Genomic DNA, 23,153 nt, shown 5'->3' with positions numbered 1-23,153 from the left:
CGGCAGGTCCGCACGCGCCGGGGGGCCGGGCACGCCGCGGGGCCGGGGTGGCGGCGAGCCACCCCGGCCCCGCGGCGGGTTCGAGATCAGGCGCTCTGGCGCTGCCGGGACAGGGCGTGCAGGTGCTCCTGCTCCTCCCGGCGGCGGGCGCGCAGCAGTTCGAGCCGCTCGGCCAGGACCTCCTCCAGGTCCTCCATGCTCCGGCGCTCCAGCAGCATGTCCCAGTGGGTACGCGCGGGCTTCGCCTTCTTCTGCTGCGGCTGCTCGCCGTCCACCATCAGGGCGTTCTCGCCGCAGAAGCGACACTCCCAGTTGGGCGGGATCTCGGCTTCGGTTGCGAAGGTGACGGAGAAGCGATGACCCCGGGGGCAGTCGTAGGTGACCTCTTGGCGCGGTGCCAGGTCGGTGTTGCGGTCGTTCTCGTAGCTGGTCGCCCCGAGTCGTGTGCCGCGAAGTGCTCGCTCGGCCATCGTGTACGTGCCTCCAGGCGCTCTTGCGGTCTTCGTGGGTGTAACGCGTCGGTCCGTGTCAAGATTCCCCGGACACCGCCCGTCCAACCGTGCGACACTATTCGGTTGGGCAGACGCCGCCTCCGGCCCGCGGCGTACGGCGGCGCCGCGGCCGGAGTTTCCGCCACCACACGGAAGTTTCCGCCGTGAATCGCGCACGTAACATTCGGCGCCTAGTGTCTGTCACTCCCGTCCGGCAGAGGAGTCCGCCGTGACCCATCGTGACAGACAAGACGGCCGCCCCGACGCCCGGTGCCCCGTGCGGCCTGACGCCGTGCCGCTGTACCGGGACGCCGCCCCGCCCGCCGGCGGCGCGCGGTGGGCGGACCTGCGCGCCCGGTTCGGGCCGGTCGCGCCCGTGGAGATCAGCCCGGGCGTCCCCGGCTGGCTGCTGCTCGGCTACCACGAGAACCTCGACGTGCTGCGCGACACCGACCGGTTCACCGCCGACCCGCGGCATCGGGCGCGGGCGGACCACGCCGCGCCGTCCACCCCGGAGCCGCCCGGCGGCCCAGGGACCGCGGCCCTGCCCGCCGACGGCGCCGCGCACCGGCGGCTCCGCGCGCCCGTCGTCGACGCGCTGTCCCGCCTGGGCGACCCGTGGCTGCCGCGGCAGATCCGCGAGATCACCGACAGGCTGGTCGACTCCTTCGCCGCCCGTGGCACCGCCGACCTCATCACCGAGTACGCCGCGCCGCTGCCGGCGCTCGTGCTCAACCGGCTGTTCGGCCTGGAGGACGCCTACGGCCGCCTGCTGGCCGGAGCCACCGCCACCCTGTCCGATCCCGGCGCCGACCCCGAGACCGCGGCGCGGGCGGCGCGGCGGCTGCGCGGCTACGTCACCGGACTGGTGGCCCGCCGGCGCGCCCGGCCCGGCGCGGACCTGGCGTCCTGGCTGCTCGCCCACCCCGCCGGACTCTCCGACGAGGAGGCCGCCGCCGAGCTGGCCCTGTTCGTCACCGCCGGGAACGAGCCCACCGGCCACCTCATCGGCAACGCGCTGCGGCTGCTGCTGGCCGACCCCGACCTCGCGGCCGGCCACCGCGGCGGGGCGCTGACCTCCGCCGGCCTCCTCGACCACGTCATGTGGGTCGACCCGCCGGTCCCGACCCTCGCGGGACGCTTCGCCGTCCACGACCTGCGCATCGGCGACGCCGACATCCGCGCCGGGGAGGCGCTGGTGCTCGGGTTCGCGCCCGCGCACGCCGACCCGCACGTGGCCGGGGATTCCGGAGCCGGGTTCGCGGGCAACCGGGCGCACCTCATGTGGGGAGCCGGGCCGCACGGCTGCCCGGCGCGCGCCCTGGCACGCGAGATCGCCGCCATCGCGGTCGAGACGGTGGCCGACCGGCTGCCCGACCTCGCCCTGGCGGTCCCGGCGGAACGGCTGCGGTGGCGCGGCTCCTACGCGGTGCACGGGCTCATGGAACTGCCGGTGCGCTTCCCGCCCACCGCCGCACCCGAGCCGGAACCCGCGCCGCGCCGCCGTCCCGTCCGGCGGATGGCGGTGAACCGGGCCGCACGCGCCCGCGGCGCCCGCTACCACGCCCCCGCGGCCCCCGAGGACCCGCCGGCGCCGGCCGGGGAGCCCGCGGGCGGCGCCGGGCCGGCCGGCCCGCGGCGCACCGGCCGCCCGCCGCGCCCGGCCAGTGGCGCCCGCTACCACGTCCCCGAACGGCGGGACGGCGAGGCGGCCGATCCGCTGACCGACCTGCTGGCCGACTGGCGGCGGTCCGGCGAGCGCTAGGGGTCCATGGACGGCGGCGGTTCCGAGAGCCTCCGGGCGCCGCTACCGCCTGCTCAGCAGCCGCGGCAGCGCGCCCGGCCAGGTGAGCGGGGTGAACCGGTGGGCGGCGTCGGACAGCGCCGTGTACTCGTCGTCGGTCAGCTTGATGTCGGCGGCGGCGACATTGGACTCCAGTTGCGCCACACTGGCCGCGCCCGGGATCGCCACGACGGCGGGATGCCGGATCACCCACGCCAGCGCGATCTGCGACGGCGTCGCGTCGTGGGCGTCGGCCACCTCGCGCAGGGTGCCGAGCAGCGGCCGCACCCGCTCCAGGTTCTCCGGCAGGAACAGCGGATTCAGCGCCCGGGCACCGTTGAGGGGCCGCCGGTCCGGCGAGTACCGGCCGGACAGCAGCCCCTGCCCGAGCGGGCTGTAGGCGAGGACGATCCGGTCCGCGCCCTCGGCGTAGGGCAGCAGGTCGCGCTCCGGGCCGCGGGCGACCAGGCTGTACTGCACCTGGTTGGTCAGCACCGGCGCCCCCAGCGCGGTCTCCGCCTGCCGCCAGCGGGCGAGCGAGTAGTTGCTGACCCCCACGTCGCGGATCACGCCCGCCCGGCGCAGCGAGACCATGCCGCGCATCGTCACCGAGTCGCGCACCACCGGGTTGGCCTGGGCCACCTGGTACAGGTCGATGCCGCCGAGGTCCAGCCGCGCCGCGCTGGCCACGGCGCGCTGCTCCACCACCGGGGCCACCGGCAGCAGGGGAAGCATCTTCGAGGCGACCACCAGCTCCTCGCGGGCGGTCCCGGTCTCGTGCAGCGCCGCGCGCAACGCGTCGCCGAGGATCCGTTCACTGCGCCCGAAACCGTACAGCTCGGCCGTGTCGAACACGGTCACCCCCAGCTCGACCGCCCGGCGGACCAGCCGCGGTGCCTCGCGCTCGTCGTAGTCGGCGCCGTACCCCCACTCCCGCGAGCCGAACTGCCAGGTGCCCAGGCCGATCTTGGAGTACGCCCTGGTGGTGTGCGCGTTCTCGATATACCGCATGGCACAACTATCACCCACACCCGCGCGGCCGTCCGGGAAGACGGGCCCCGTGCGGCGGGCGAGTCGCGGAATCGGGGCCCGGCCCGCGAGCGCGGCGCGGCCGTGCGCCGCCGCCGGTCAGCCTCCGCCCAGCCGCTCCGCCAGCCGGTCGAGGAAGACGCGCTGCCCGGCCACGATGCGCTCGCGGGCCGCCGCGACGCCGAACCAGGCGACACGGTCGATCTCCGGGAACTCCCGCACCCGGCCGGATCGGGGCGGCCATTCCATCTCGAACGTGCCCGGCACCACGTCCCGGGGGTCGATGTCGCCCTCCACGGCCCAGACGGTGACCGTCTTGCCCCCGGACTGCCGGGTGCTGCCGAGCGGGTGCAGTTCGCCGTCCGGTGGCGCTACGCCCAGCTCCTCGCGGAACTCGCGCCGGGCCGCCGTCTCCGCCGGTTCGCCGGGCGGGTGCTCGCCTTTGGGGACCGACCAGGCGCCGGCGTCCCGCCGCGCCCAGAACGGCCCGCCCATGTGGCCGAGGAGCACCTCGACGCCCGACGCGCTCCTGCGGTACACGAGGATGCCGGCGCTGTTCCTGCCCGTCACGATCACCAGTGTGCCGCCTCGGCCGGCCGCGTGGGAGGAGACCTGCCGGGCGCGGTGGCCGCCGGCCGCGCCCGGCAGGGCCGGATCAGGCCCGGCCGCCGATAGGGGACAGCCGGACGGCGAACGTGCGCGGTGCGGCGGTCAGCCGGTACTGGGGGAGCGGTTCGGGGCCGCACGAGGCCGACCCGAGGCCGTCGAGGGCGGCGTCGAGGTTGACCCACACCCGGTCCGAGGCGCGCAGGTCGAACGGGTGGTCGGCCGCGTCGAGCCGCTCGCTGGTCCATCGGCGCACGGCGAGGTGGATCGCCGGTTCGCCGCGCACCAGCAGGCCGCCGCCGTCGGGGCCGGTGAGCCGGGCGAACCTGACGTCGGACCGGTTCCCGTTCTCCTGCGGGCGGACGCACGGGGCCTGCAGTTCGGCCACGCGGGCGCTCCACAGCCCCACCCGGGCGGAGCGGCGCATGTCCGGGTAGGACTCGTGCGGGCCGGCACCGAACCACTCGACCCGGTCGATCCGTTCCGGCAGCGACATGCGCACCCCGACCCGCGGCAGCGGGCACGGCCACGCGCCGCGCGGCCGTACCGCGACCTCCAGCCGCAGCGCGTCCCCGGCCGGGTCGGCGCTCCACAGGTACTCCACGTCGAATCCGAGGTCGGTCGCGGCGGGGGCGACCACGGTGCGGACCAGCAGGCCGGGCCCGGACGTGCCGACGGCGACGGTGCGATGCCGGAGCCGGTGCAGGCCGATCGCCCGCCAGGCGTCCGCCGCTCGCTCGCCCCAGAAGCCGAGGTCGTTGTCGGTGGGCGCCCGCCACACGTCCAGCCGGGGGCCCGTCACGTCGAGGTCGCCGAGGGTGCGCAGCACGCCCGTGCGGGGGTCGAAGACGCCGGGGCCCAGGCGCAGGGCGCCGTCCGCGCGGCGCGGCCGGGCGGGGGCGCCCGCCACGGGTGGCGGTGGCGGAGGGCTCGCGGCGCCGAGGCGGGCCTGCGCCCACGCGACCTCGTGTCCGGCCGGCGCCCACGGCTCGTCGTCGGCCAGCCGGGCGCTGACGGTCAGCCACGTCTCGGCCGCGGCGGACGACGGCGCCGGCTCCGGGAGGCCGGGCAGCGGCACCTCCGCCTCCTCGCCGGCGGCGAGCACGGGGACGGGCAGGCCGCCCGCGGCGGCCTCGGCACCGTCGGTGGCGAGCGACCAGCTGAAGGCGAGGTGCGCGGTGTCGCGGAAGTCGTGCCGGTTGGCGACGCGGACGACACGGCGCCCGGCGTCCACCTCGACGCGCACCGGCTCGATGACCTTCTTGTACTCCAGCAGCCCCGAGGACGGCGTCCGGTCGGGGTACAGCAGGCCGTCGGCGACGAAGTTGCCGTCGTGCGCTTCCTCGCCGAAGTCGCCGCCGTAGGCGTAGTAGTAGCCGCCGCTCGGGGCCGGGCGCCGGATGCCGTGGTCGATCCATTCCCAGACGAATCCGCCCTGGCAGCGCTCGTGGGCCTCGAACAGCTCCTGGTACTCGGACAGGCCGCCCGGGCCGGTCCCCATGGCGTGCGCGTACTCGCACATGATGAACGGCAGTGCGCGCCGGTGCGCGTCGGCGGCGGGGTCGGCGGTCTGCGGCTCGGACCGGCGGCCGATGGCGGCGACGTCGCCGTGGCGCGGGTACATGAGGCTGTAGACGTCGACGTAGCGGCAGTCGCGGTCGCCCTCGTAGTGCACCGGGCGGGACGGGTCGCGCTCGCGGACCCACTCGGCCATGGCGGCGAGGTTGGCGCCGGTGCCGGACTCGTTCCCCAGTGACCACAGGATGACGCTCGGCCGGTTCTTGTCCCGTTCGACCGCCCGGCGGATCCGGTCGAGCAGGGCCGGGCGCCACCGGGGGGCGTCGGAGGGGTTGCCGCGCCAGCCCAGCCGCTCGAAGCCGTGCGTCTCCAGGTCCCCCTCGTCGATCACCCAGAGGCCGTACTCGTCGCACAGTTCCAGGAACCGCGGGTCGGGCGGGTAGTGCGAGGTCCGCACGGCGTTGATGTTGTGCCGCTTCATCAGCAGCACGTCGGCGAGCATGGTCTCCTCGGTGAGCGCGCGGCCGGAGTCGGGGTGCCACTCGTGCCGGTTGACGCCGCGGAGCAGGATGCGGCGGCCGTTCACCTTGAGCAGCCCGTCCTCGATGCGCACCGTACGGAAGCCGGTGTGCACGGTCACCCGCTCGGCCGGGGTGTGCACCTCGACCCGGTAGCGGCGCGGCAGTTCGGCGCTCCAGGGCTCGACCGGCCCCACCTGGTGGGCGGTGCCGGTGGGCAGGTCGGTGATGCCCAGTTCGGGCACGCTCACCAGTGCGGACGCGCCCGGAGTGGTCACGAGCAGCGTCCCGGTCCCGGTGCGGTGGTCATAGTCGGCGCGCACCTCGACGTCGGGGATTCCGCCGGAGGGCCGGGCCAGCAACCGGACCGGGCGGAAGATCCCGGACAGCCACCACATGTCCTGGTCCTCCAGGTAGCTGCCTGCGGACCACTGGTGCACCCGAACCGCGAGCACGTTGCGGCCCGGGCGCAGCGCGGCGGTGGCGTCGAATTCGGTGGGCAGCCGGCTGCCCTTGGCGTGCCCCAGCTCGACGCCGTTCAGCCACGCCCGGAAGCAGGAGTCGACTCCGTCGAACCGCAGCACCGTGCGGGCCGCGGCCGCGTCCGGCCAGTCGGCGGGCAGCTCGAAGGCCCGGCGGTAGTCGCCGGTGGGATTCTCGTCGGGGACGTAGGGCGGGTCGACCGGGAACGGGTAGTCCGCGTTCAGGTAGGCGGGGGCGCCGTAGCCGTGCAGTTGCCAGTGCGACGGCACCGCGAGCCGGTCCCACGCGCCGTCGTCGTGGTCGGGGAGCTCGAAGCCGCCGGTGCCGTCGGGGAGCACCGGCGACCAGCGGAACCGCCAGTCGCCGTCGAGCGGCAGCGATGGTGCGTCGGAGCGTTCGGACGCCCTGGGCGGGAGCGCACCGGCCCCGGGGCCCGGATCGACGTGATAGGGGAGTTCGGGCTGCGGTGCGTGGACGGTCACGTCGTCTCCGAGAGGTCGGGAACGGGCATCGGACGCGGTCGCGGTAAACGCTTTCTGGGCCTCGGGGAGAGCGTACGTGGCCGGTTCGGGCGCGGACAAGGAGGGCGCCCGGCCGGGCGCGGAAGCGCATCCCCCATCACGAGCGGGGCGCCGGGACGGCCGCGGCACCGCCGGTCAGCGCACCACCTCCACGTTCGCCATCATCCCGCGGTCCTCGTGATTGAGGATGTGGCAGTGCACCGGGAACACGCCGACGTGGTCGCGGAAGCGCGTCCGGATCACCACCTCGCCGCGCGCGGGGAGCTGGACGGTGTCCTGGTGACTCCGTGCGCGGTACGGCCGCCCGTTGACGCTGATCACCTGGAACGGGTTGATATGGATGTGGAAGGAGTGCTCCTCGTCGGAGTCGTTGCGGATCCGCCACTCCTCGGTGCTGCCGAGGCGGGTCCGGATGTCGATCCGGGCGGGATCGAACTCCCGGCCGTTGATGAAGAACCGGTTGGTCCTCTTGTTCTCGGAGAAGGTGACCGTGCGGCGGCGGTCCACCTCGGCGTCGCGCAGGTCGTCGAAGGGCGCGGCCGTGGTGGTGGGCAGTGCGGCACGGGGCACCGGGCGTCCTCCGGAGACCACGGTGGCCAGTGTGGCGCGCGGATACCGGTCGCCGGCCCTGCCGGTGCTGTAGGGGAGCGTCCGCAGTTCGGCGCGTCCCGGCGGGCCGCCCTGCACGAGCACGTCGTAGCGGCTGGCCGGCGGCATCAGCAGCCGGTCGCGCACCCACACACGGTGCAGCGGGTTGCCGTCCTGGGCGACGACGTGGAACCGGGTGCCGGACAGCTCCAGAAGGTAGGTGATGTTCGCGCTCATGTTGGCCAGCCGCCACAGCTGGGTCTCGCCCGGCCGGATGCGCATGGTGGGGTTGACCAGCCCGTTGACGGTGCGGGTCGTGGGCTTGTTGCTGTCGATGCCCCTGGTGAGGATGGCGCCGTTCCGCGCCTGGAAGTCCTTCAGCGCGACCAGCCGTTCGGGCAGGCGGTGAAGTTCGCGCGGCAGGTACCGGTCCAGACCGTCCACCACCAACGCACCGGCGAGCCCCGCGAACACCTGCCCCTCGGCGTGCGGGTGCGCGTGCGAGTGGTACCAGTAGGTGCCTGGGGGCTGGTTCCTGGGCAGCCGGTAGGAGTACTGCCACTTGTCTCCCGGCCGGATGTGGACCGCCATGTTGTCGCCGTGGCCCTCGGGCGAGACGTGCAGGCCGTGTGTGTGCAGGTTCGTCTCCTGCGACATCGCGTTGACGACGGTGATGTCGAGCCGGTCGCCCGGCCGGACCCGCAGCGTGGGCGGCATGAAGTCGCCGTTGTACACCATGGCCTGCACGGTGCGGCCGGCCAGGCGCACCCACTTCTGCTTGACGGTGAGCCGGACCCGCAGCACGCCGTTCTCGCTGACGTACTCCCGCGGCTGCCGGAACTCCGGCCCGTGCGAGGCGGCCCCGACCGTGGGCTGCGCCGGGCCGGCGAGGGCGCAGCACAGGACCAGGGCGATGGCGCCGGCGGCCCATCTCAGCGGAAGCGGTGGCGTAGCGGTCATGGCGGTCTCCTCGTGTCTGCCGGGGTGATCACGGCTGCTACCCCGATGACGGCCGATCACTCTCCGTGATCAGGGTAGAGGTGGCCCGGCGATCACCGTGACACCCCGGACCGTCGTGCGCCGTGGTGTCGCAGGTGCCGTCCCGGCCCCGAGACATGCGGGCTCGGTGACGCGGGCACCACCGAGCCCGCGGCCGGGGCCGACGCGGCCACGAGGGATCCGGGGATCAGGACGGCACGAGGGTGTTCTGCCGTGCCGCCACCCACCACCGTCCCCGCTCCCGGACGAGCACGTAGAGCGCCACCATCGCGGGGTCGCGGTCGATGAGGTCTCCGTCGGGGGTGGTCGCGCGGGCCTCCTTGTAGGCGAGAGCGACGTCGGGGCGGAGGAAGACGACGTCGCCGACGTCGTAGCGGACGTACTCGTCCTTCAGGAATCCGGCGAGCCCCTTGCGGTTGGCGTCCAGCAGGGCGTCCCAGCCGGTCAGGCGGACGCCCATGGCGTTGACGACCGAGGCGTCGCGGGTGAAGTGCGCGGTCATGAGATCGGCGTCGTTGGTGTTGAACGCGGTCTCGACGTCCTTGATCACCCGCGTGATGGCGGTGATGTCGTCGGTGTGGTCCACCGAGGTGTCCTCGGCGATCGGTGCATCGGAGGCAGCGAAGGTCATGGGCAGGAGTCTGGTACCTCCAGTGCGGTGGAGATCAAGGGGCGGTGCCGCATCGCATCGGCCCACCGCGCCGGGACGGCGGCGCGGGGGCCGCGGAACAGGGGAGCGGGCCGGGCGTAGGGGCGACCCCGTGGCACGGGACGCAGCATCACGGTGATGGCGGACATGCTGGCGAGCATGCTGGGCAGGACGGCGTGGTCGGCCATGCGCCCGCCGGTGAGGTTGCCCAGGGTCATGCCGATCCCGTAGACGGCCAGGATGAGGGTGACCGCGCTCTCGCCGAAACCGGTGACCTCGGTCATCATCGGCGAGATGTAGCTGTAGGAGGCGAACATGCCGCCGAAGCCGATGGCGCCGACCAGCAGGGTGAGCCAGACCTGGCCGCGGGCGAGCGCGCCCAGTTCGGCGCGCAGCGTCGCGCCGGGCCGCGGCGGCTGTGCGGGGACCAGGCGGGCCACCGCCGCCAGGGTGATGAGCCCTACCGCGGTGACGATCCAGAACGCGACGCGCTCATCAGCGCGCCACCGGGCGTCCGGTGCGGACGGCGATGACCGGGCGGCGGGAGTCGGCGATCAGAGAGGGGACTCGCCGTGCGCCCGTCGTCGGAGCGGTCGAGTGCCGACGGTCCGTCCCTTTCGTGCCGGTGCGCGGCCCCTTTTCCTGCTGGGCGGCGTCGACGCGCAGCACCCGGCGCTTGCGGCGCGGACGCGCACGCGCGTGCCGGGGTGTCCACGGGGTCCCGCAGCGGCATTTGAACGGCCCGTGGGCGGGGAAGGCACGCCCGCCGGGGTGACCGGCCGCAGCGGCGCCCGGCCCACCGCGACCGGCCGCGGTCGTCCCTCGGCGCCATCCTCGCTCTCCGTGTGGGGCCGGTAACCGGCCCCCGGGCGCGGGTGCCGCCGACCCTGCCGCATAAGATTCGCACTTGCAAACAGTTCGCGATAAGAGCGGAGCGGGATGGAACCGGTCGGGGCGGGGTCGGTCAGCGGAGGCGCGTCGGCGGGCGCGGACGCGGTCCTGGAACGGGTGCGGCGGTACTGGGACTGGCGGGCGGAGAGTTTCCGGGAGGACGTTCGGGCCGCCCCGAACCGCCAGGCGTGGCTGGACGCCTACGCCGGCGCGGCCACGCGGCTCTTTCCCGGGCGGCGGGAGCCGCTCCGGGTGCTGGACGTGGGGAGCGGCACCGGGTTCGTCGCCATCGCGTTCGCCGAACTCGGCCACGACGTCACCGCCGTCGAACCGGCGCCGGCCATGATCGCGATCGCCGAGCGCGAGGCGGCCGCCGCCGGTGTCCGGATCGACGTCCGGACCGGGTACGCCGATCCGCTCCCCGCGCTGCGGGGCGGATTCGACCTCGTGACCTGCCGTAATCTGCTGTGGACGCTGCCGGACCCGGTCCGGGCGCTCGCCGGGTGGCGCACGGTGCTGCGCCCCGGCGGCGCGGTGCTGGTCGCGGACGGGCTGTGGAACACGCCCCGCCAGGAGTTGCGGCTGCTATGCACGGGATGGCGGCCCCGGGGAGCGCGGTCCATCGGGTGGCGGTTCCTCACCGCCTACCGCGGCCTGCGGCGCAGCCTGCCCTACTACCGGGGACTCGACCAGGAGCGGGCCCAGCGGTTGCTCGCGCGGGCCGGGTACGCCGACCCCACTCCGCTGGACGACCTGCTCGCCCCCGGCGCCTACCGCGCCGGGACGGGGGACGGGCACTTCCTCACGGCGGGCCGCGCGCGGTGACCCGTGCCGGCGCCGCGATGGTAGAAATGAAAATCGTTCTCACCTCTGTGGAGGGCGGAGCGGCCCGGCCGGCCGGGCGTGCGCCCCGACCCGTCCCGCAGCACCGCCCCGTACCGCCTCGCACCCGGAGCACTCACCCGTGACCACCAGTACCACCGCGCACCGGATCACCCGCCGGTCCCTGGCACGACGCTGGGGAGCCCTGCGGCGGATCCGGGACCTGCCCGGCGTCACCCGGCTGCTGCTGGTCACCCAGCTCGCCTTCAACGTCGGCTTCTACCTGGTGCTGCCGTTCCTCGCCGTGCACCTCGCCGAGGACCTCATGCTGGCCGGCTGGGCCGTCGGCGTGGTGCTGGGGGTGCGCACCTTCAGCCAGCAGGGCCTGTTCGTCGTCGGCGGCGCGCTCGCCGACCGCTTCGGCACCAAGCCGGTCGTCCTCGCCGGGTGTGCCGTGCGCATCGCCGGATTCCTGGTGCTCGCCTCCGCCGGGAGCCTGCCCACCGTGCTGCTCGGTGCGGTGCTCACCGGATTCGCCGCCGCCCTGTTCTCGCCCGCGGTCGAGTCCGAACTCGCCGAACAGGGCACCGTCCTGGAGCGGCGCGGCGTCATCACCCGCGCCGAGCTGTTCGCCCTCTTCGCCGTGTGCGGCGAACTCGGTGCCGTCGCCGGGCCGCTGCTCGGCGCGCTCCTGCTCACCGTCGACTTCGCGCTCACCTGCCTCGTGGCGGCCGCCGCCTTCGTGCTGATCCTGCTCGCGCACCTGCGCTGGCTGCCGCGCACCCCGGGCCGGCATCACCACGAGCCGCTGTTCGCCGGCTGGGGAGAGGTGCTCGGCAACCGCACGTTCCTCGTCTTCGCCGCCGCGTACAGCGCCTACCTGCTCAGCTACAACCAGCTCTACCTCGCCCTGCCGGTGGAACTGCTGCGCGCCACCGGGGGCCAGGGCGCGCTCGGCGCCATGTTCGCGCTGGCCTCCCTCCTCATCGTGGCCGGGCAGCTGCCGATCGCCGCGTGGGCCCGGACCCGGCTCGGCACCGGCCGGGCATTGCTCACCGGGTTCGGGCTGCTCGCCGCCTCGTTCGCCGTGGTCGCGGTGTGCGCGCCGGCACCGCCCGCGGACGGCCCGGCCGCGCTCGCGCCGGCCGCGGCGTTCGTCGTGCTGCTCACCCTCGGGCAGATGCTGGCGGTGCCGGTGGCGCAGGACCTCGTTCCCCGGCTGGCGGGGGAGCGCAGACTCGGCGCGCACTTCGGCTTCCTGTCCTCCGCGGGCGGCCTCGCCGTGCTGGCCGGCAGCACGGTGGCCGGCGGCCTGCTGGACGCCGCCCGCGTCCCCGCTCCCGAGGCGGCGCTGCCGTGGGCGCTGCTGGCCGCGCTGCCGGCGGCGGGCGGTCTCACCCTGTGGCTGCTGTCCCGCCGGACCGCGGCGCTGGCCAGGCGGTGAGCGCCCGTGTGGCCGGGCAGCGGACCACGCCGCCGGGACCGATGCGCGGACCGGGACCGGACGGCGGTCGCTGCCGACCGCGTCCCGGAATCGGCCTCGGCTCGGCACGAGCGCGACCGCCTACCCGCGAGGCACGGGTTTCCATCGGGCGACCGTTGCCCGGGACCGGGCGGGAGCGGGTCCCGCCGCCAGGGCGCACGCGCCCAGCCGGGCGCTCCGGACGGTATCGGGCGCCCTGGCCCACCGCGTTCCCACCACGTCCAGCGCCCGGCGGATCGGGTCCGTGGCCCGAATTCACGGGGGCGGTTCCGTGCCCGCCCCCGGTCGGCCGGCCCAGCGTGGACGATCCGACGTAGGCATCCGTCAGCCCGGTGGGTGCGCCGCCGGGCCGCACGGCCGAGGGCGCCCTCATGCGGTCGCCATCGCCCCCGAGTGGTGCGAATGCGGCACTCGATCGAACGTCCTCACGCCCACTCGCGCGAGCCCCGGAGACGAACAGCCGAACGCCCCCACGAAGCAGGAGCGCCCATGCCCCCCGTCCGCCGACTCGCCCCCGCCGCCGTGGCGCTCGCCCTGGCGGCAACGGCCGGCTGCTTCACCGGCGACCCCGCGCCCGGCGCGGGCCGCATCCGGCTCGCCCTCGCCTTCCCGCCGGTCGCCGCCATGTCCCCCTACAGCGACGACGCCGGGCTGCTCACCCGCCTCGGCGTCGGTGAGCCCCTGGTGGAACTGGACGGCGACGGCGCGCCGCGGCCGCTGCTCGCCACGGCGTGGCGGCGCACGGGAGACACCACCTGGGAGCTGACCCTGCGAGAGGACGTGGTGTTCCACGACGGCACTCCCATGACCGCCGAGCACGCCGCCGCCGCACTGAGGCACGCGGCCGAGGCCGCTCCGGCGCCGCGCGCGCTCGCCGGTGAGGAGCTGACCGTCACCGCGACGGGGGAGTACACCCTCCGTGTCGAGACCGCGGATCCCGATCCCGTCCTCGTGCAGCGGCTCTCCTCTCCCGAGCTGGTCGTTCTCGCACCGGCCGCCTACCGCGCGGACGCCGGGTCGCCCGACCCCGTCGGCACCGGAACCGGGCCGTACGAGCTGCGTCAGGTCAACGGGGTCAGTACGGCGGCCCTGGACGCCAACCCCGACCACCGCGACGGCCCGCCCGCCGCCCCGGGCCTGGACGTGCGGTTCGTCCCCGACGCCGCGAGCCGGGCGGGAGCGCTGCGCGCCGGGGAGGCCGACGTCATCGACTCGGTGCCGATCTCCCAGTTGCCGGCCCTCACGGGCCGGACCGTGCTGGAGGTGCCGCTGCCCCGCACCGTCAACCTCTACCTCAACTCCGGCGACGGCCCCTTCACCGACTCCGGGCTGCGCGCGGCCGCCGCTGCGGCCGTCGATCCGGAGCCGATCGTCGAGGCGATCTACGAGGGCCGCGCCGATGCCGGACAGGGCCTGTTCGGCCCGGCCAGCCCCTGGACCGCCGACCGGCCGCGACCTCCCGCCCGCAGCGCCGATCCCACCGGCCCCGACGGCGAGCGCATCACCCTGGCCACGTACTCCGACCGGGCCGAGCTTCCCGAGATCGCCTCGGTGGTGGCCGGTGACCTCCGGGCGGCCGGATTCGCCGTGGAGGTGGTCGTGCGCGAGTACAGCACGATGGAGACCGACCTGCTCGCCGGCGGCTTCGACGCGGTCATCGGCAACCGCTCCTACCTGCTCGACGTCGGCGACCCCGTCGGCTACCTCGCCGCCGACTGGAGCTGCGACGGCAGCTACAACCTGGCCGCGTTCTGCGACCCGGAAGTGGACCGGCGGATCGCCGCGGCGGCGGAACAGGAGTCCGTGGCGGACCGGGAGCGGGCGGCGCTGGAGATCGAGGCGGAGCTGCTCGCCCGCGACGTCGCCGTGCCCATCTCCCACGAACGCGCCCTGCTGGGCGTGGCGGAGAACGTGACCGGAGTCGCCGAGGACCCCACCGAACGCACCCTGATCACCGCGGAGACCACCCGGTCGTGACGCGCTCGGAAGACGGCGGGACGGGCGGGGGAGGGACGCCGTGCCCGGCCGACGGCACCGGCACCCGCACGGTCCCGAGCGCCGCGCCCGGCGCCCGGCCGGGCTCCCCCCGGCAGTGGCGGCGCGGTGGCCGCCGAAGGCACGCGGGGCGGCGGCCCGGGACGCCGCGCCGGGTGGGCGAAACCGGCGCGCTTTCGTCCGCGCGGACGGGGATGCGGGTCCGGCGGGGCCGCCCCACCGGACGGCCGTCGGGCCTTCGGCGTCCGCACTCGACCGGCCTCCTGAGAGGCAACGTCCGGCCCGGCCGGAACCTCTCGGGCTGCACCGGCTCGGACCGGGGCGCGGCTCCTTGAGCGATTCCGGTTTCCCGCCCACCCGTCTCCCGTGGCCCGCCGCGGAGTGCGCCGGCCGCGAGGCCAGGAGCATCCGGCGCATCGAACGCCGCGGGCCGTTGACCGGCCCCTCCGCTCCGGCCGGCGGCGCCCCGGGCCGCGTTCCGCGCATGGCGTGCCGTCGTGCCGCCTGCCGTGGCGGCTGCGAGCCCGCCCTCGTGCTCGCGGCGTCCGGCCCGTGGACGGTGTCGTCGACGTGCGTCGTGGCGCGCTCCTCGCGGGGCGCGGCGACGAGATGCCCTGCGCTTCCCGCTGCTCGGCTGCGGTCCCAGAGGCGGTCTGGCGCGGGAGGGGCTCCGCCGACTCCCCGTCCGGCCGGCAGCGGCCCGCCGGTTCCCTCCCACGCCGTGTCATGCGCCGTGCGGCCTCGCCGCGGGCCGGCCTCCCCGCGACCCACCGCACCGAAAGGCAGCGCGCCGATGACCGCTGCTCGGCTCCTGTCCCGGAGGCGCCTTGGCGCGGAAGGGCTCCGCCGACTCATCGCCCTGGCCGGCGGCGTCCCGCACGGGAGCGGCACCGTCTCGGGTCGTGGGCTGCGCATGATGTGCCGTAGTGGCCGCGAGCCCGCCCCGTGCTCGCCGTGCGTCGTGGCGCGTTCCGTGCTGGGGTGCGGCGAAAAGAGATCCCTTGTGCCTTCCGGTGCCCGGCTCCTGCCCCGGAGGCGCCTTGGTGCGGGAGGTGGTTCGCCGACTCTCCGCCCCGGGCCGTGGCCCAGGAACGGCGTGCCGCTGTGCACGTGCCGCGGTGGCCGCGAGCCCGCCCGTGCCGGCCGTGCGTCTCGTGGATGGTGTTTCGACGGATGGTGTTTCGACGTGCGTCGTGGCGCGCTCCTTGCCAGGGTGCGGCGACGCGAGTTCCCCTGCGCCTTCCGCCGCTCGGCGCCCGTCTCAACTCACCGCCTCGGCGTGGGAGGGGCTCTACCGACTCATCCGCCTCGGTCGGCAGCGCCTCGGGCGTGGCCTGCGCACGCTGTGCCGCGTGCCGGGGTGGCTGCGAGTCCACCCCTCGTGCCCGGGGTGTCCGGCTCGTGGATTGTGTCGTCGATGTGCGTCGTGGCGCATTCGTCGCCGTGGTGGTGCGGCGACCGGAGATCCGCTGCGCCTTCCGTTGCCCGGCCCCTGTCCCAGAGGCGCCTTGGCGCGGGAGGTGCTCCGCCGACTCACCGCACCGGGCAGCGGCGCTCCGCACGCGAGCGGGACCGCCTTGAGTCGCTGCCCGCCCGCTCCCTCCCTCGTCGTGGCACGGGCCGTCCGGCCTCGCCGCGAGCCAAGCCTCCCCACGACCCACCGCACCGAAAGGCAACGCGCAGATGACCGCCCCCTCACTGTCCTGGGCCCGCCGCGTCCCCGGACGCCCGGCGTTCCGGCACCTTCGCGGACCGCTGGCCGTGGTCTCGGGCGGTGCCGCGCTGGCGATCGTCGTCGCGGCGCTGCCGTGGCTGAGCGGCGCCGACCCGGCGCTGACCGTGCTGCGCGCCCGCTCCGCCGAGCGCGAACCCGACCCCGCGGCGCTGCGTGCCGTCCGTGACGAGCTCGACCTGCCGGCCGACCCGGTCAGCGGGGCGCTGGCCTGGCTGGGCGGGGCCCTGCGCGGCGACCTCGGAGTGTCCTGGGTGACCGGCCTGCCGATCGGACCGGCCGTCGGGCAGGCGATGGGCGTCTCCGGCGGCCTGGCACTGGCCGCCGTGTCGGTCGCCCTCGCCGGAGCCGGGCTGGTGCTGCTGCCCGGACTGTGGCGCGCCGTCACGACCGGCGGACCGGTCGGGGACCGCGGCGCGGTCGTGGGTGCGACGCTCGCCGCGCTGCCCGACTTCCTGCTCGCCGCGGTGCTGCTCACCGTGGTCGCCGTGCGGTGGGGCCTGCTGCCCACCTCCGGCTGGGCCGGCCCGCCGAACGCCGTGCTGCCCGCGCTCGCCCTCGGGCTGCCGGCCGCCGGACTGCTCAGCCGCATCCTGGCCGGCGCGGTGGACGCCGCCCTCGCCGAAGGGTGGGTGCGCGCGTGGCGGGCGGCCGGCCTCGGCCCTGGCGTCCTGCTGCTCGCCCTGCTGCGCCGCGCCGTCGCGGTCGCCCTCCCGCAGGTGCTGCTGCTGTTCACCGGCCTGCTCGGCTCCTCCGTCGCCGTCGAGTCGGTCTTCGCCGTCCCCGGACTGGGAGCGACCGTGCTCGCCGCGGTGCTCGCGCAGGACCTGCCGCTCGTCCAGGGCTGTGTCGGCGCGCTGGTGGCGGCCGGGCTGGCGTTCGGCGGCGCCGGAGTCGTCGCGCACCGGATGCTCGTGGGCCCGGCGCTCGCCGGGGCCGGGCTGGCCCCCGCACTCCCGGCCGGGCCCGCCGGGCGCGCGGCGCGGTGGCTGCCCGGCGGGCTCGGCGCGGTCCTGCTGCTGGCGGTCGCCGCCGGACTGCTGCGCGACCCGGACGCCATGGCCCTGGCCGACCGGCTGCAGCCGCCCTCGTGGACGCACCCGGCGGGCACCGACGCGCTCGGCCGCGACGTGCTGGCCCGCTTCGGGCACGGCGCGCCGCTCAGCATCGGCGTCGGCCTGCTGGTCACCGGGGTGTCGCTCGTGGCCGGCCTGGCGGCCGGACTGGCCGGCCGCCGCGCCCGCGCGGGCGTCGCCGACGCGCTGAACGCGCTGCCGCCGGTGCTGGTCGGCATCCTCGTCGCGGCCGTCGCCGGTCCCGGCCTGGCGGGTGCCGCGGCGGCCGTCTTGCTCGTGGCCTGGGTCCCGCTGGCGGTGCACGCCCGCACGCTGGCGGCCGAGATCCGCGCCTCGGGCTTCTACCTGGCGGCCGTCGCGGGCGGCGCCGGATACGGCTGGATGCTGCGCCACCACCTGCTGCCGTCGGTGCTGCCCGCCGTCACCCGCCACGCCCTGGTCCGGCTTCCGCACGTCACCCTGGCGCTCGCGGGCCTGAGCTTCCTCGGCCTCGGCGCTCCGCACGACTCTCCGGAGTGGGGGGCCATGCTGGCGGAGTCGATCGCCTACGCCGAACGCGCACCGTGGACGGTGGCGCTCCCGGCGGCGGGGCTGGGGGTGCTGGGGGTGGTGGCGGGGCTGGCACGCGCGGGGCGGCGGTGAGCGGGTCGCCGTCCCGTTCGGTCAGACCCACCCGGTGCCGTTGCAGGCTTGGCAGGGGAAGGACTCCTTCGAACCGTCGTGGTACACCACCACCTCTCCGTCACCACCGCACACCGAGCACTTGACCTGCTTGCTGTGTTTGCCCACGGCTCACTCCCCATCCAGGCGGTTGTCCGGCCGGTCCAGCCACACGTACTGTCCGTCCGGGGTGACGGCGAGTCCGAAACGCTCCTCGGAGGGTGCCCCCCACCGGAGCCAGGTCAGGTAGCCGGCCTCGACCTCGTCCCACAGGTTGCGCGGGCCGGTCTGGACGACCTCGGAGCGATGTTCCGCCGGCCAGTAGTCGACCCGGGCCCACGATTCGCCAGGTGCGCGTTCCCGGGCCACACCTCGCACGGAGCCGTCCGTCCGCGCGTCTTCTTCGGCGAAGATCCTGACGTTGGGCAGCAGCCCGGCGAGCGCCAGTGTGAGCCCCGGCCCACCGCGCGCGATGCGCCGCGGATCGACCGTTCCGGTGGACTCCCGGTCCTCGCCGTCGATCGACCGCATGGGCTCCCGTTGACCACGCAGCATCATGTACGCGTTCAATCCGTGGAACCGCCCGACCGCCTCCTCCCCGGTGACCGTTAGCGCCACCGTGTGGCCGCCGCCCCGGCCCTCGTGCATCCACGGCATGACGAGGACGCCACCGGGGCGGGTCTGCGCCACCCAGGCGTACGGGATCGATGCGACACCGCAGGTGACGTGCACCCGGTCGTAGGGGGCACCGTCCGGCCAGCCGCCGGTGCCGTCGGCGACGATCACGTTCGGGGCCAGGTCGACGCGTTTCAGGTTCTGCGCCGCGCTCTCGGCCACGGCCGGGTCGATCTCGACCGTGGTGACATTGCCGTCGCCGAGCCGGGCGGCGAGCAGCGCCGCCGTCCAGCCGGTCCCGGTGCCGATCTCCAGCACCCGGTCACCCGGATAGGGGTCCAGCAGGTGCAGGAGACGGGCGACGAGGCTGGGGGCGCTGTTGGAGCTGGACGGCAGGGTCAGGCCCGGCCGGTACGTCTCCTCGGTGAGCGGTGTGTTCCCGTCGTCGATCTGGGTGAGGATCGTGGAGTCGGCGTACACGGCGGCCCGCCAGTCATCGGGATCGGCACGGCGGTCGATCCACCGGCTCGGTTCGCCGGTCATGAAGCTGGCCTCCGCCACGTCCGGGATGAAGTACTCACGGGGGACCTCGCGGAAGGCCGCGGCCCACTCGGGACTCCGGGCCAGGACGGCGAGGTCATCGGGTCCAGGGGATGCCATGCGCCGACGGTAGCCGGATGATCACCGGGCTGTCAGCGGAAACGGCCGGTCCCGGCCACCGTGCGCCGGGCTGGAACCCCAGGTCCGCGGGGGGTATGCGGCTTTTGCGGACCGATCCGGTGCGGGCGCCCGCCGGTGCGGCCTCACCCCGCCACGATCAGCACCTCCAGCGTCCGGGGCCCGTGCACCCCCTCGACCCGGTCGAGCTCGATGTCGCTGGTGGCCGACGGGCCGCTGATCCAGGTGAGCGGGCGGCGCGGGTCGAGCCTGGGCAGCGCCTGCGGGACGCTCGCGACGACCCGGTCCACGGGGACCACGCACAGGTGGTAGTCGGGCACCAGGGTGATGGCGCGGCGGCCCTGGTCCGGGCCCGCGTCCAGCACGATGGTGCCGGTCTCGGCGATCGCCACCGCGCAGCCCGTCAGGACGCCGTCCACCGCGTCCAGCTCGGCCACGTCCAGCGGGCGGTCCGGGACCGTGACCGCACCGGACTCGGCCCGCCATTCCTCCGGCAGGCCGGGCGGGACCACCACGCGGGCGGCACCGCGCCGGGCCAGGGCGGCGGCGATCGCGCCCGGCAGCTCCGCGGCGGTCACCTGGTGCACCTGCGCCCGGTAGTCGAGCAGCCGGTCGGTGAGCACCGGGATCAGCTCGCCCTGGCCGTGCTCGCGGGCGTAGTCGCGCGGCACCGCTACATCGCCGGGGCGCTCGTCACGGGGCACGTCCGCCAGGGCGGCCCGCACCCGCGCCAGGACGCGTTCCCGCGACCCGCTCACCGGCCGTCCTCCGTCCGGCCGCGCCCGTCCGCCGACCCGCCCGTGCCGGGTTCGCCGTCCCGTTCCCGCGCGGCCCACCAGTCGCGGAACGAGGCGGCGGGGATCTCCGGAAGGTCCCGGGTGTCGGTCCAGGCGGCGCCCGGGCCGGGCAGCCGCCGCGGCACCATGCCGCGGACCCGGCCGGCGGCCCACTGGGCGGCGCCGAGCCGCCGGTCGTCGTTGAGCACCCAGCCCGCGGCGCCCATGGCGGCCCGCTCGCCGGGGTGCCCGCCGCTCGAGGCGACGCGTTCCCGCAGGTGGACGAGGACTTCGGGAATGTCGATGGCGACCGGGCACACCTCGTAGCACGCCCCGCACAGCGACGAGGCGTACGGGAGGGAGGCCTCCGGTTCGGCCGCGGTACCGCGCAGCAGCGGCGTGAGGATCGCGCCGATCGGCCCCGGGTAGACCGAGCCGTAGGCGTGCCCGCCGGTGCGCTCGTAGACCGGGCAGATGTTCAGGCAGGCCGAGCAGCGGATGCAGCGCAGCGCCTGCCGGCCGACCGTGTCGGCCAGCGCCGCGCTGCGCCCGTTGTCCAGCAGCACCAGGTGGAACTCCTCCGGGCCGTCGCCGGGCGTCACCCCGGTCCAGATGGAGGTGTAGGGGTTCATGCGCTCCCCGGTGGAGGAGCGCGGCAGCAGCTGCAGGAAGACCTCCAGGTCGGCCCAGGTCGGCACGATCTTCTCGATGCCCACCACCGAGATCAGCGTGCGGGGCAGGGTGAGGCACATCCGCCCGTTGCCCTCCGACTCCAGCACCACCAGGCTGCCGGTCTCGGCGACCGCGAAGTTCGCGCCGGAGACGGCGACGCGCGCGGACAGGAACTTCTCGCGCAGATGGCGGCGGGCGGCCTCGGTCAGCGCCGCCGGTTCGTCGGTGAGATCGTCGGGCGCCGGCACCCCCCACTCGCCCATGGTGCGCCGGAAGATCTCCCGGATCTCCGACCGGTTGCGGTGGATCGCCGGCACCAGGATGTGGGACGGCAGGTCCTCGCCGAGCTGCACGATCAGCTCGGCGAGGTCCGTCTCGTACGCGGCGATACCGGCGGCGGCGAGCGCCTCGTTGAGCCCGATCTCCTGAGTGGCCATGGACTTGACCTTGACCACCTCGCTCTCCCCGGTGGCGCGCACCAGGTCGGTGACGATGGCGTTGGCCTCCGCGGCGTCGGCCGCCCAGTGCACCTGCCCGCCGGCGGCGGTCACCGTCTCCTCCAGCCGCTCCAGGTAATGGTCGAGGTGACGCAGGACGCGGTCCTTGACCGCCCGGCCCGCGTCGCGCAGCCGCGGCCAGTCGTCCAGTTCGTCGACGACGGCGCGCCGCCGGTCGCGGATCGTGCGGGTGGCCTTGCGCAGGTTGTGCCGGAGCTGGGCGTTTCCGGTCGCCGCGCGGGCGGCGTCCGGGAACGCGGGCATGCCGACGAACGTGGCGCTCACGGTTTCGCGGGCTCCTCTTCGGTCGAGGCCAGGATCTCGGCCAGGTGCAGGACCCGCACACCGGCGCGCTGCCGCTCCAGGGTCCCGCCGATGTGCATAAGGCAGGAGTTGTCCACCGCGCACAGCACCTCGGCGCCGGTGTCGACGGTGTGCCGGGCCTTGTCCGCCGCCATCGCGGCCGAGACGTCGGGATTCTTCACCGCGAAGGTGCCGCCGAAGCCGCAGCACTCCTCGGCGCCGGCCAGTTCGACCAGGTCCAGCCCGCGCACGGCGCGCAGCAGCCGCTGCGGGCGGTCGCCGAGCCGGAGCAGCCGCAGGCCGTGGCAGGTGGGGTGGTAGGTGACGCGGTGCGGGAAGTAGGCGCCGACGTCGGTGACCCCCAGGACGTCCACCAGCAGCTCGGACAGGTCGACGACCCGGGGGGCGACCTCCGTGACCGCGCCGTGCAGCCGGCTGCCCGGTTCGGCCAGGCGGGCGTAGTTCTCGCGGATCATGCCAGCGCAGGACCCCGATGGCGCCAGCACGACGTCGCAGTCGGCGAAGGTCCGCACGAACCGCACGGCCAGGCGCTGCGCCTCGCGACGGTAACCGGTGTTGTAGTGCATCTGGCCGCAGCACGTCTGGGCGGCCGGGAACACCACCTCGTGCCCCAGCCTTTCCAGCAGCCGGACCACCGCCTGCCCGGTGCGCGGGAACAGCGTGTCGTTGAGGCAGGTGATGAACAGCGCGACGCGCATGGGCTCCTCGTCTCCGGCACCGGGGCCCGCCGGCCCCCTCCGGAGCGCCGCCGCCACCGCGTCTCGCCCGGCGATTGGTCGGAGGACTCGGGCGAGAGTGCGTGGCGAACGGTGCTCTTCGGGGGATACTAACCCGGTTGCGTCCCGAACGCACGTAGATTGGTCTGATGACACGCCGCGCCGCTCGCCGCGCGGTGCCAGGATGGTCCCAGCCGGGCACCGTCCGGGGCCCGGACCCGAGCGCGTTCCGGCCGCCGGACGGCCGCCGCCCGCCGGGCACCAGTGAGGAGTGAGCACCCGTGACCACACCCGACGATCCAGGCAAGCGCGCGCCGGGCGCGGTGACCACCGAGCCCGGCCGGACGTCGGTCACCCAGCGCGCGATCGAGCGGATCAAGTCGATGATCGCCGAGGGCGTCCTGCGCCCCGGCGAGCGGCTGCCCACCGAACGGGAGCTCTCCGCCGAGCTGGGCCTGTCCCGCAGCTCCATGCGCGAGGCCATCCGGGCGCTCACCACGCTCGGCGTCCTGCAGGCCCGGCACGGCGCCGGCGTCTACGTGACCGCGCTGCGCCCGGGCGACCTGCTGGAGACCTTCGGGGTGCTCGCCGAGATCTCCCGTGGCGAGACCCTGGTGGAGGTGCTGCAGGTCCGCCGCATGCTGGAGCCGGCCGCGACCGCGCTGGCCGCCGCCCGGATGGACGACGAGCGGCTGGCCCACATCGGCGCGCTGCTTGCCGACATCGCCGACGGCGAGAGCCTGGAGCGCACCGTCGCCGCCGACCTCGCCTTCCACCAGGCGATCGTGGAGACGACCGGCAACGCCACGCTGGCCGCCGTCAACGCCGGCCTGTCGTCGCACACCTTCCGGTCCCGGGTCTGGCGCGGCCACCAGCGGGCCGGTCTCACCGGCCGGCTTCGCGAGGACCACGAGCGCATTCACCGCGCGCTCGCCGCCCGCGACCCGGCCGCCGCGCAGGCCGCCGCCACCGTCCACGTGCTGGAGGTGGAGAACTGGCTGCGGGCGCACCTGGACGACTTTTCGTGACGC

At 75.3% G+C, this 23,153-nt stretch carries 17 protein-coding genes and 1 pseudogene; 6 read left to right on the top strand and 12 right to left on the bottom strand.

Annotation, left to right across the window (positions count from 1 at the left end; genetic code table 11):
* Positions 1-86: 86 nt before the first annotated feature.
* On the bottom strand, positions 87-470 hold the full coding sequence (locus ACFQRF_RS05310; protein ID WP_379869331.1) for an RNA polymerase-binding protein RbpA: 384 nt from the start codon (positions 468-470) through the stop codon (positions 87-89).
* A gap of 250 nt (positions 471-720) precedes the next feature.
* Between ACFQRF_RS05310 and ACFQRF_RS05305 the strand changes: the two genes are divergently transcribed.
* Positions 721-2,256, top strand: a complete 1,536-nt coding sequence (locus ACFQRF_RS05305; protein ID WP_379869330.1) for a cytochrome P450 family protein — start codon at positions 721-723, stop codon at positions 2,254-2,256.
* A 42-nt stretch (positions 2,257-2,298) separates the two neighbouring features.
* Here the strand turns inward: ACFQRF_RS05305 and ACFQRF_RS05300 are convergent, their stop codons facing one another.
* The 6 genes and pseudogenes from ACFQRF_RS05300 to ACFQRF_RS05275 all read right to left on the bottom strand — a co-directional run.
* On the bottom strand, positions 2,299-3,285 hold the full coding sequence (locus tag ACFQRF_RS05300) for an aldo/keto reductase (RefSeq protein WP_379869328.1): 987 nt from the start codon (positions 3,283-3,285) through the stop codon (positions 2,299-2,301).
* A 117-nt stretch (positions 3,286-3,402) separates the two neighbouring features.
* Complete coding sequence (locus tag ACFQRF_RS05295; protein ID WP_379869326.1) at positions 3,403-3,873, bottom strand: NUDIX hydrolase; 471 nt, start codon at positions 3,871-3,873, stop codon at positions 3,403-3,405.
* Positions 3,874-3,958: 85 nt separating this feature from the next.
* Complete coding sequence (locus ACFQRF_RS05290) at positions 3,959-6,910, bottom strand: glycoside hydrolase family 2 TIM barrel-domain containing protein (RefSeq protein ID WP_379869325.1); 2,952 nt, start codon at positions 6,908-6,910, stop codon at positions 3,959-3,961.
* 174 nt (positions 6,911-7,084) lie between these two features.
* Positions 7,085-8,497: a multicopper oxidase family protein gene (locus ACFQRF_RS05285; protein ID WP_379869323.1), complete on the bottom strand. Its 1,413-nt coding sequence runs from the start codon at positions 8,495-8,497 to the stop codon at positions 7,085-7,087.
* 226 nt (positions 8,498-8,723) lie between these two features.
* Positions 8,724-9,167, bottom strand: coding sequence for an SgcJ/EcaC family oxidoreductase (locus ACFQRF_RS05280; protein WP_379869322.1), 444 nt, complete (start codon positions 9,165-9,167; stop codon positions 8,724-8,726).
* Positions 9,164-9,664 (bottom strand): annotated as a pseudogene (locus tag ACFQRF_RS05275) (hypothetical protein); the annotation flags it as partial. The pseudogene ACFQRF_RS05275 and the gene ACFQRF_RS05280, both read right to left, overlap by 4 nt.
* 460 nt (positions 9,665-10,124) lie before the next feature.
* Between ACFQRF_RS05275 and ACFQRF_RS05270 the strand changes: the two are divergent.
* The 4 genes from ACFQRF_RS05270 (at position 10,125) to ACFQRF_RS05255 (ending at position 17,826) form a co-directional block, all read left to right on the top strand.
* Complete coding sequence (locus ACFQRF_RS05270; protein ID WP_379869320.1) at positions 10,125-10,901, top strand: class I SAM-dependent methyltransferase; 777 nt, start codon at positions 10,125-10,127, stop codon at positions 10,899-10,901.
* Positions 10,902-11,040: 139 nt separating this feature from the next.
* Entirely contained in the window at positions 11,041-12,342 is a 1,302-nt protein-coding gene (locus ACFQRF_RS05265; protein WP_379869319.1) for an MFS transporter, read from the top strand.
* 528 nt (positions 12,343-12,870) lie between these two features.
* Complete coding sequence (locus ACFQRF_RS05260; RefSeq protein ID WP_379869317.1) at positions 12,871-14,358, top strand: ABC transporter substrate-binding protein; 1,488 nt, start codon at positions 12,871-12,873, stop codon at positions 14,356-14,358.
* A 1,701-nt stretch (positions 14,359-16,059) separates the two neighbouring features.
* Complete coding sequence (locus tag ACFQRF_RS05255; protein WP_379869316.1) at positions 16,060-17,826, top strand: ABC transporter permease subunit; 1,767 nt, start codon at positions 16,060-16,062, stop codon at positions 17,824-17,826.
* A gap of 21 nt (positions 17,827-17,847) precedes the next feature.
* Here ACFQRF_RS05255 and ACFQRF_RS05250 read toward each other — a convergent pair whose 3' ends face one another.
* The 5 genes from ACFQRF_RS05250 to ACFQRF_RS05230 all read right to left on the bottom strand — a co-directional run bounded on the left by ACFQRF_RS05250 (position 17,848) and on the right by ACFQRF_RS05230 (position 22,104).
* A complete protein-coding gene (locus ACFQRF_RS05250) occupies positions 17,848-17,973 on the bottom strand; it encodes a hypothetical protein (protein WP_379869314.1) in 126 nt (41 codons plus the stop codon).
* Positions 17,974-17,976: 3 nt separating this feature from the next.
* Entirely contained in the window at positions 17,977-19,119 is a 1,143-nt protein-coding gene (locus ACFQRF_RS05245; protein WP_379869313.1) for a methyltransferase domain-containing protein, read from the bottom strand.
* Positions 19,120-19,262: 143 nt separating this feature from the next.
* A complete protein-coding gene (locus ACFQRF_RS05240; RefSeq protein WP_379869311.1) occupies positions 19,263-19,895 on the bottom strand; it encodes a LutC/YkgG family protein in 633 nt (210 codons plus the stop codon).
* Positions 19,892-21,367, bottom strand: coding sequence for a lactate utilization protein B (locus ACFQRF_RS05235; RefSeq protein ID WP_379869310.1), 1,476 nt, complete (start codon positions 21,365-21,367; stop codon positions 19,892-19,894). The genes ACFQRF_RS05240 and ACFQRF_RS05235 overlap by 4 nt, the downstream gene beginning before the upstream one ends.
* Entirely contained in the window at positions 21,364-22,104 is a 741-nt protein-coding gene (locus ACFQRF_RS05230; protein ID WP_379869308.1) for a (Fe-S)-binding protein, read from the bottom strand. The genes ACFQRF_RS05235 and ACFQRF_RS05230 overlap by 4 nt, the downstream gene beginning before the upstream one ends.
* 299 nt (positions 22,105-22,403) lie before the next feature.
* Between ACFQRF_RS05230 and ACFQRF_RS05225 the strand changes: the two genes are divergently transcribed.
* Entirely contained in the window at positions 22,404-23,150 is a 747-nt protein-coding gene (locus ACFQRF_RS05225; RefSeq protein ID WP_379869306.1) for a FadR/GntR family transcriptional regulator, read from the top strand.
* Positions 23,151-23,153: the final 3 nt, after the last annotated feature.

It is taken from the genome of Marinactinospora rubrisoli, assembly GCF_042664915.1.
Taxonomy (GTDB): Bacteria; Actinomycetota; Actinomycetes; order Streptosporangiales; family Streptosporangiaceae; genus Marinitenerispora; species Marinitenerispora rubrisoli.
This window is presented reverse-complemented; position numbering and strand designations above follow the sequence as displayed.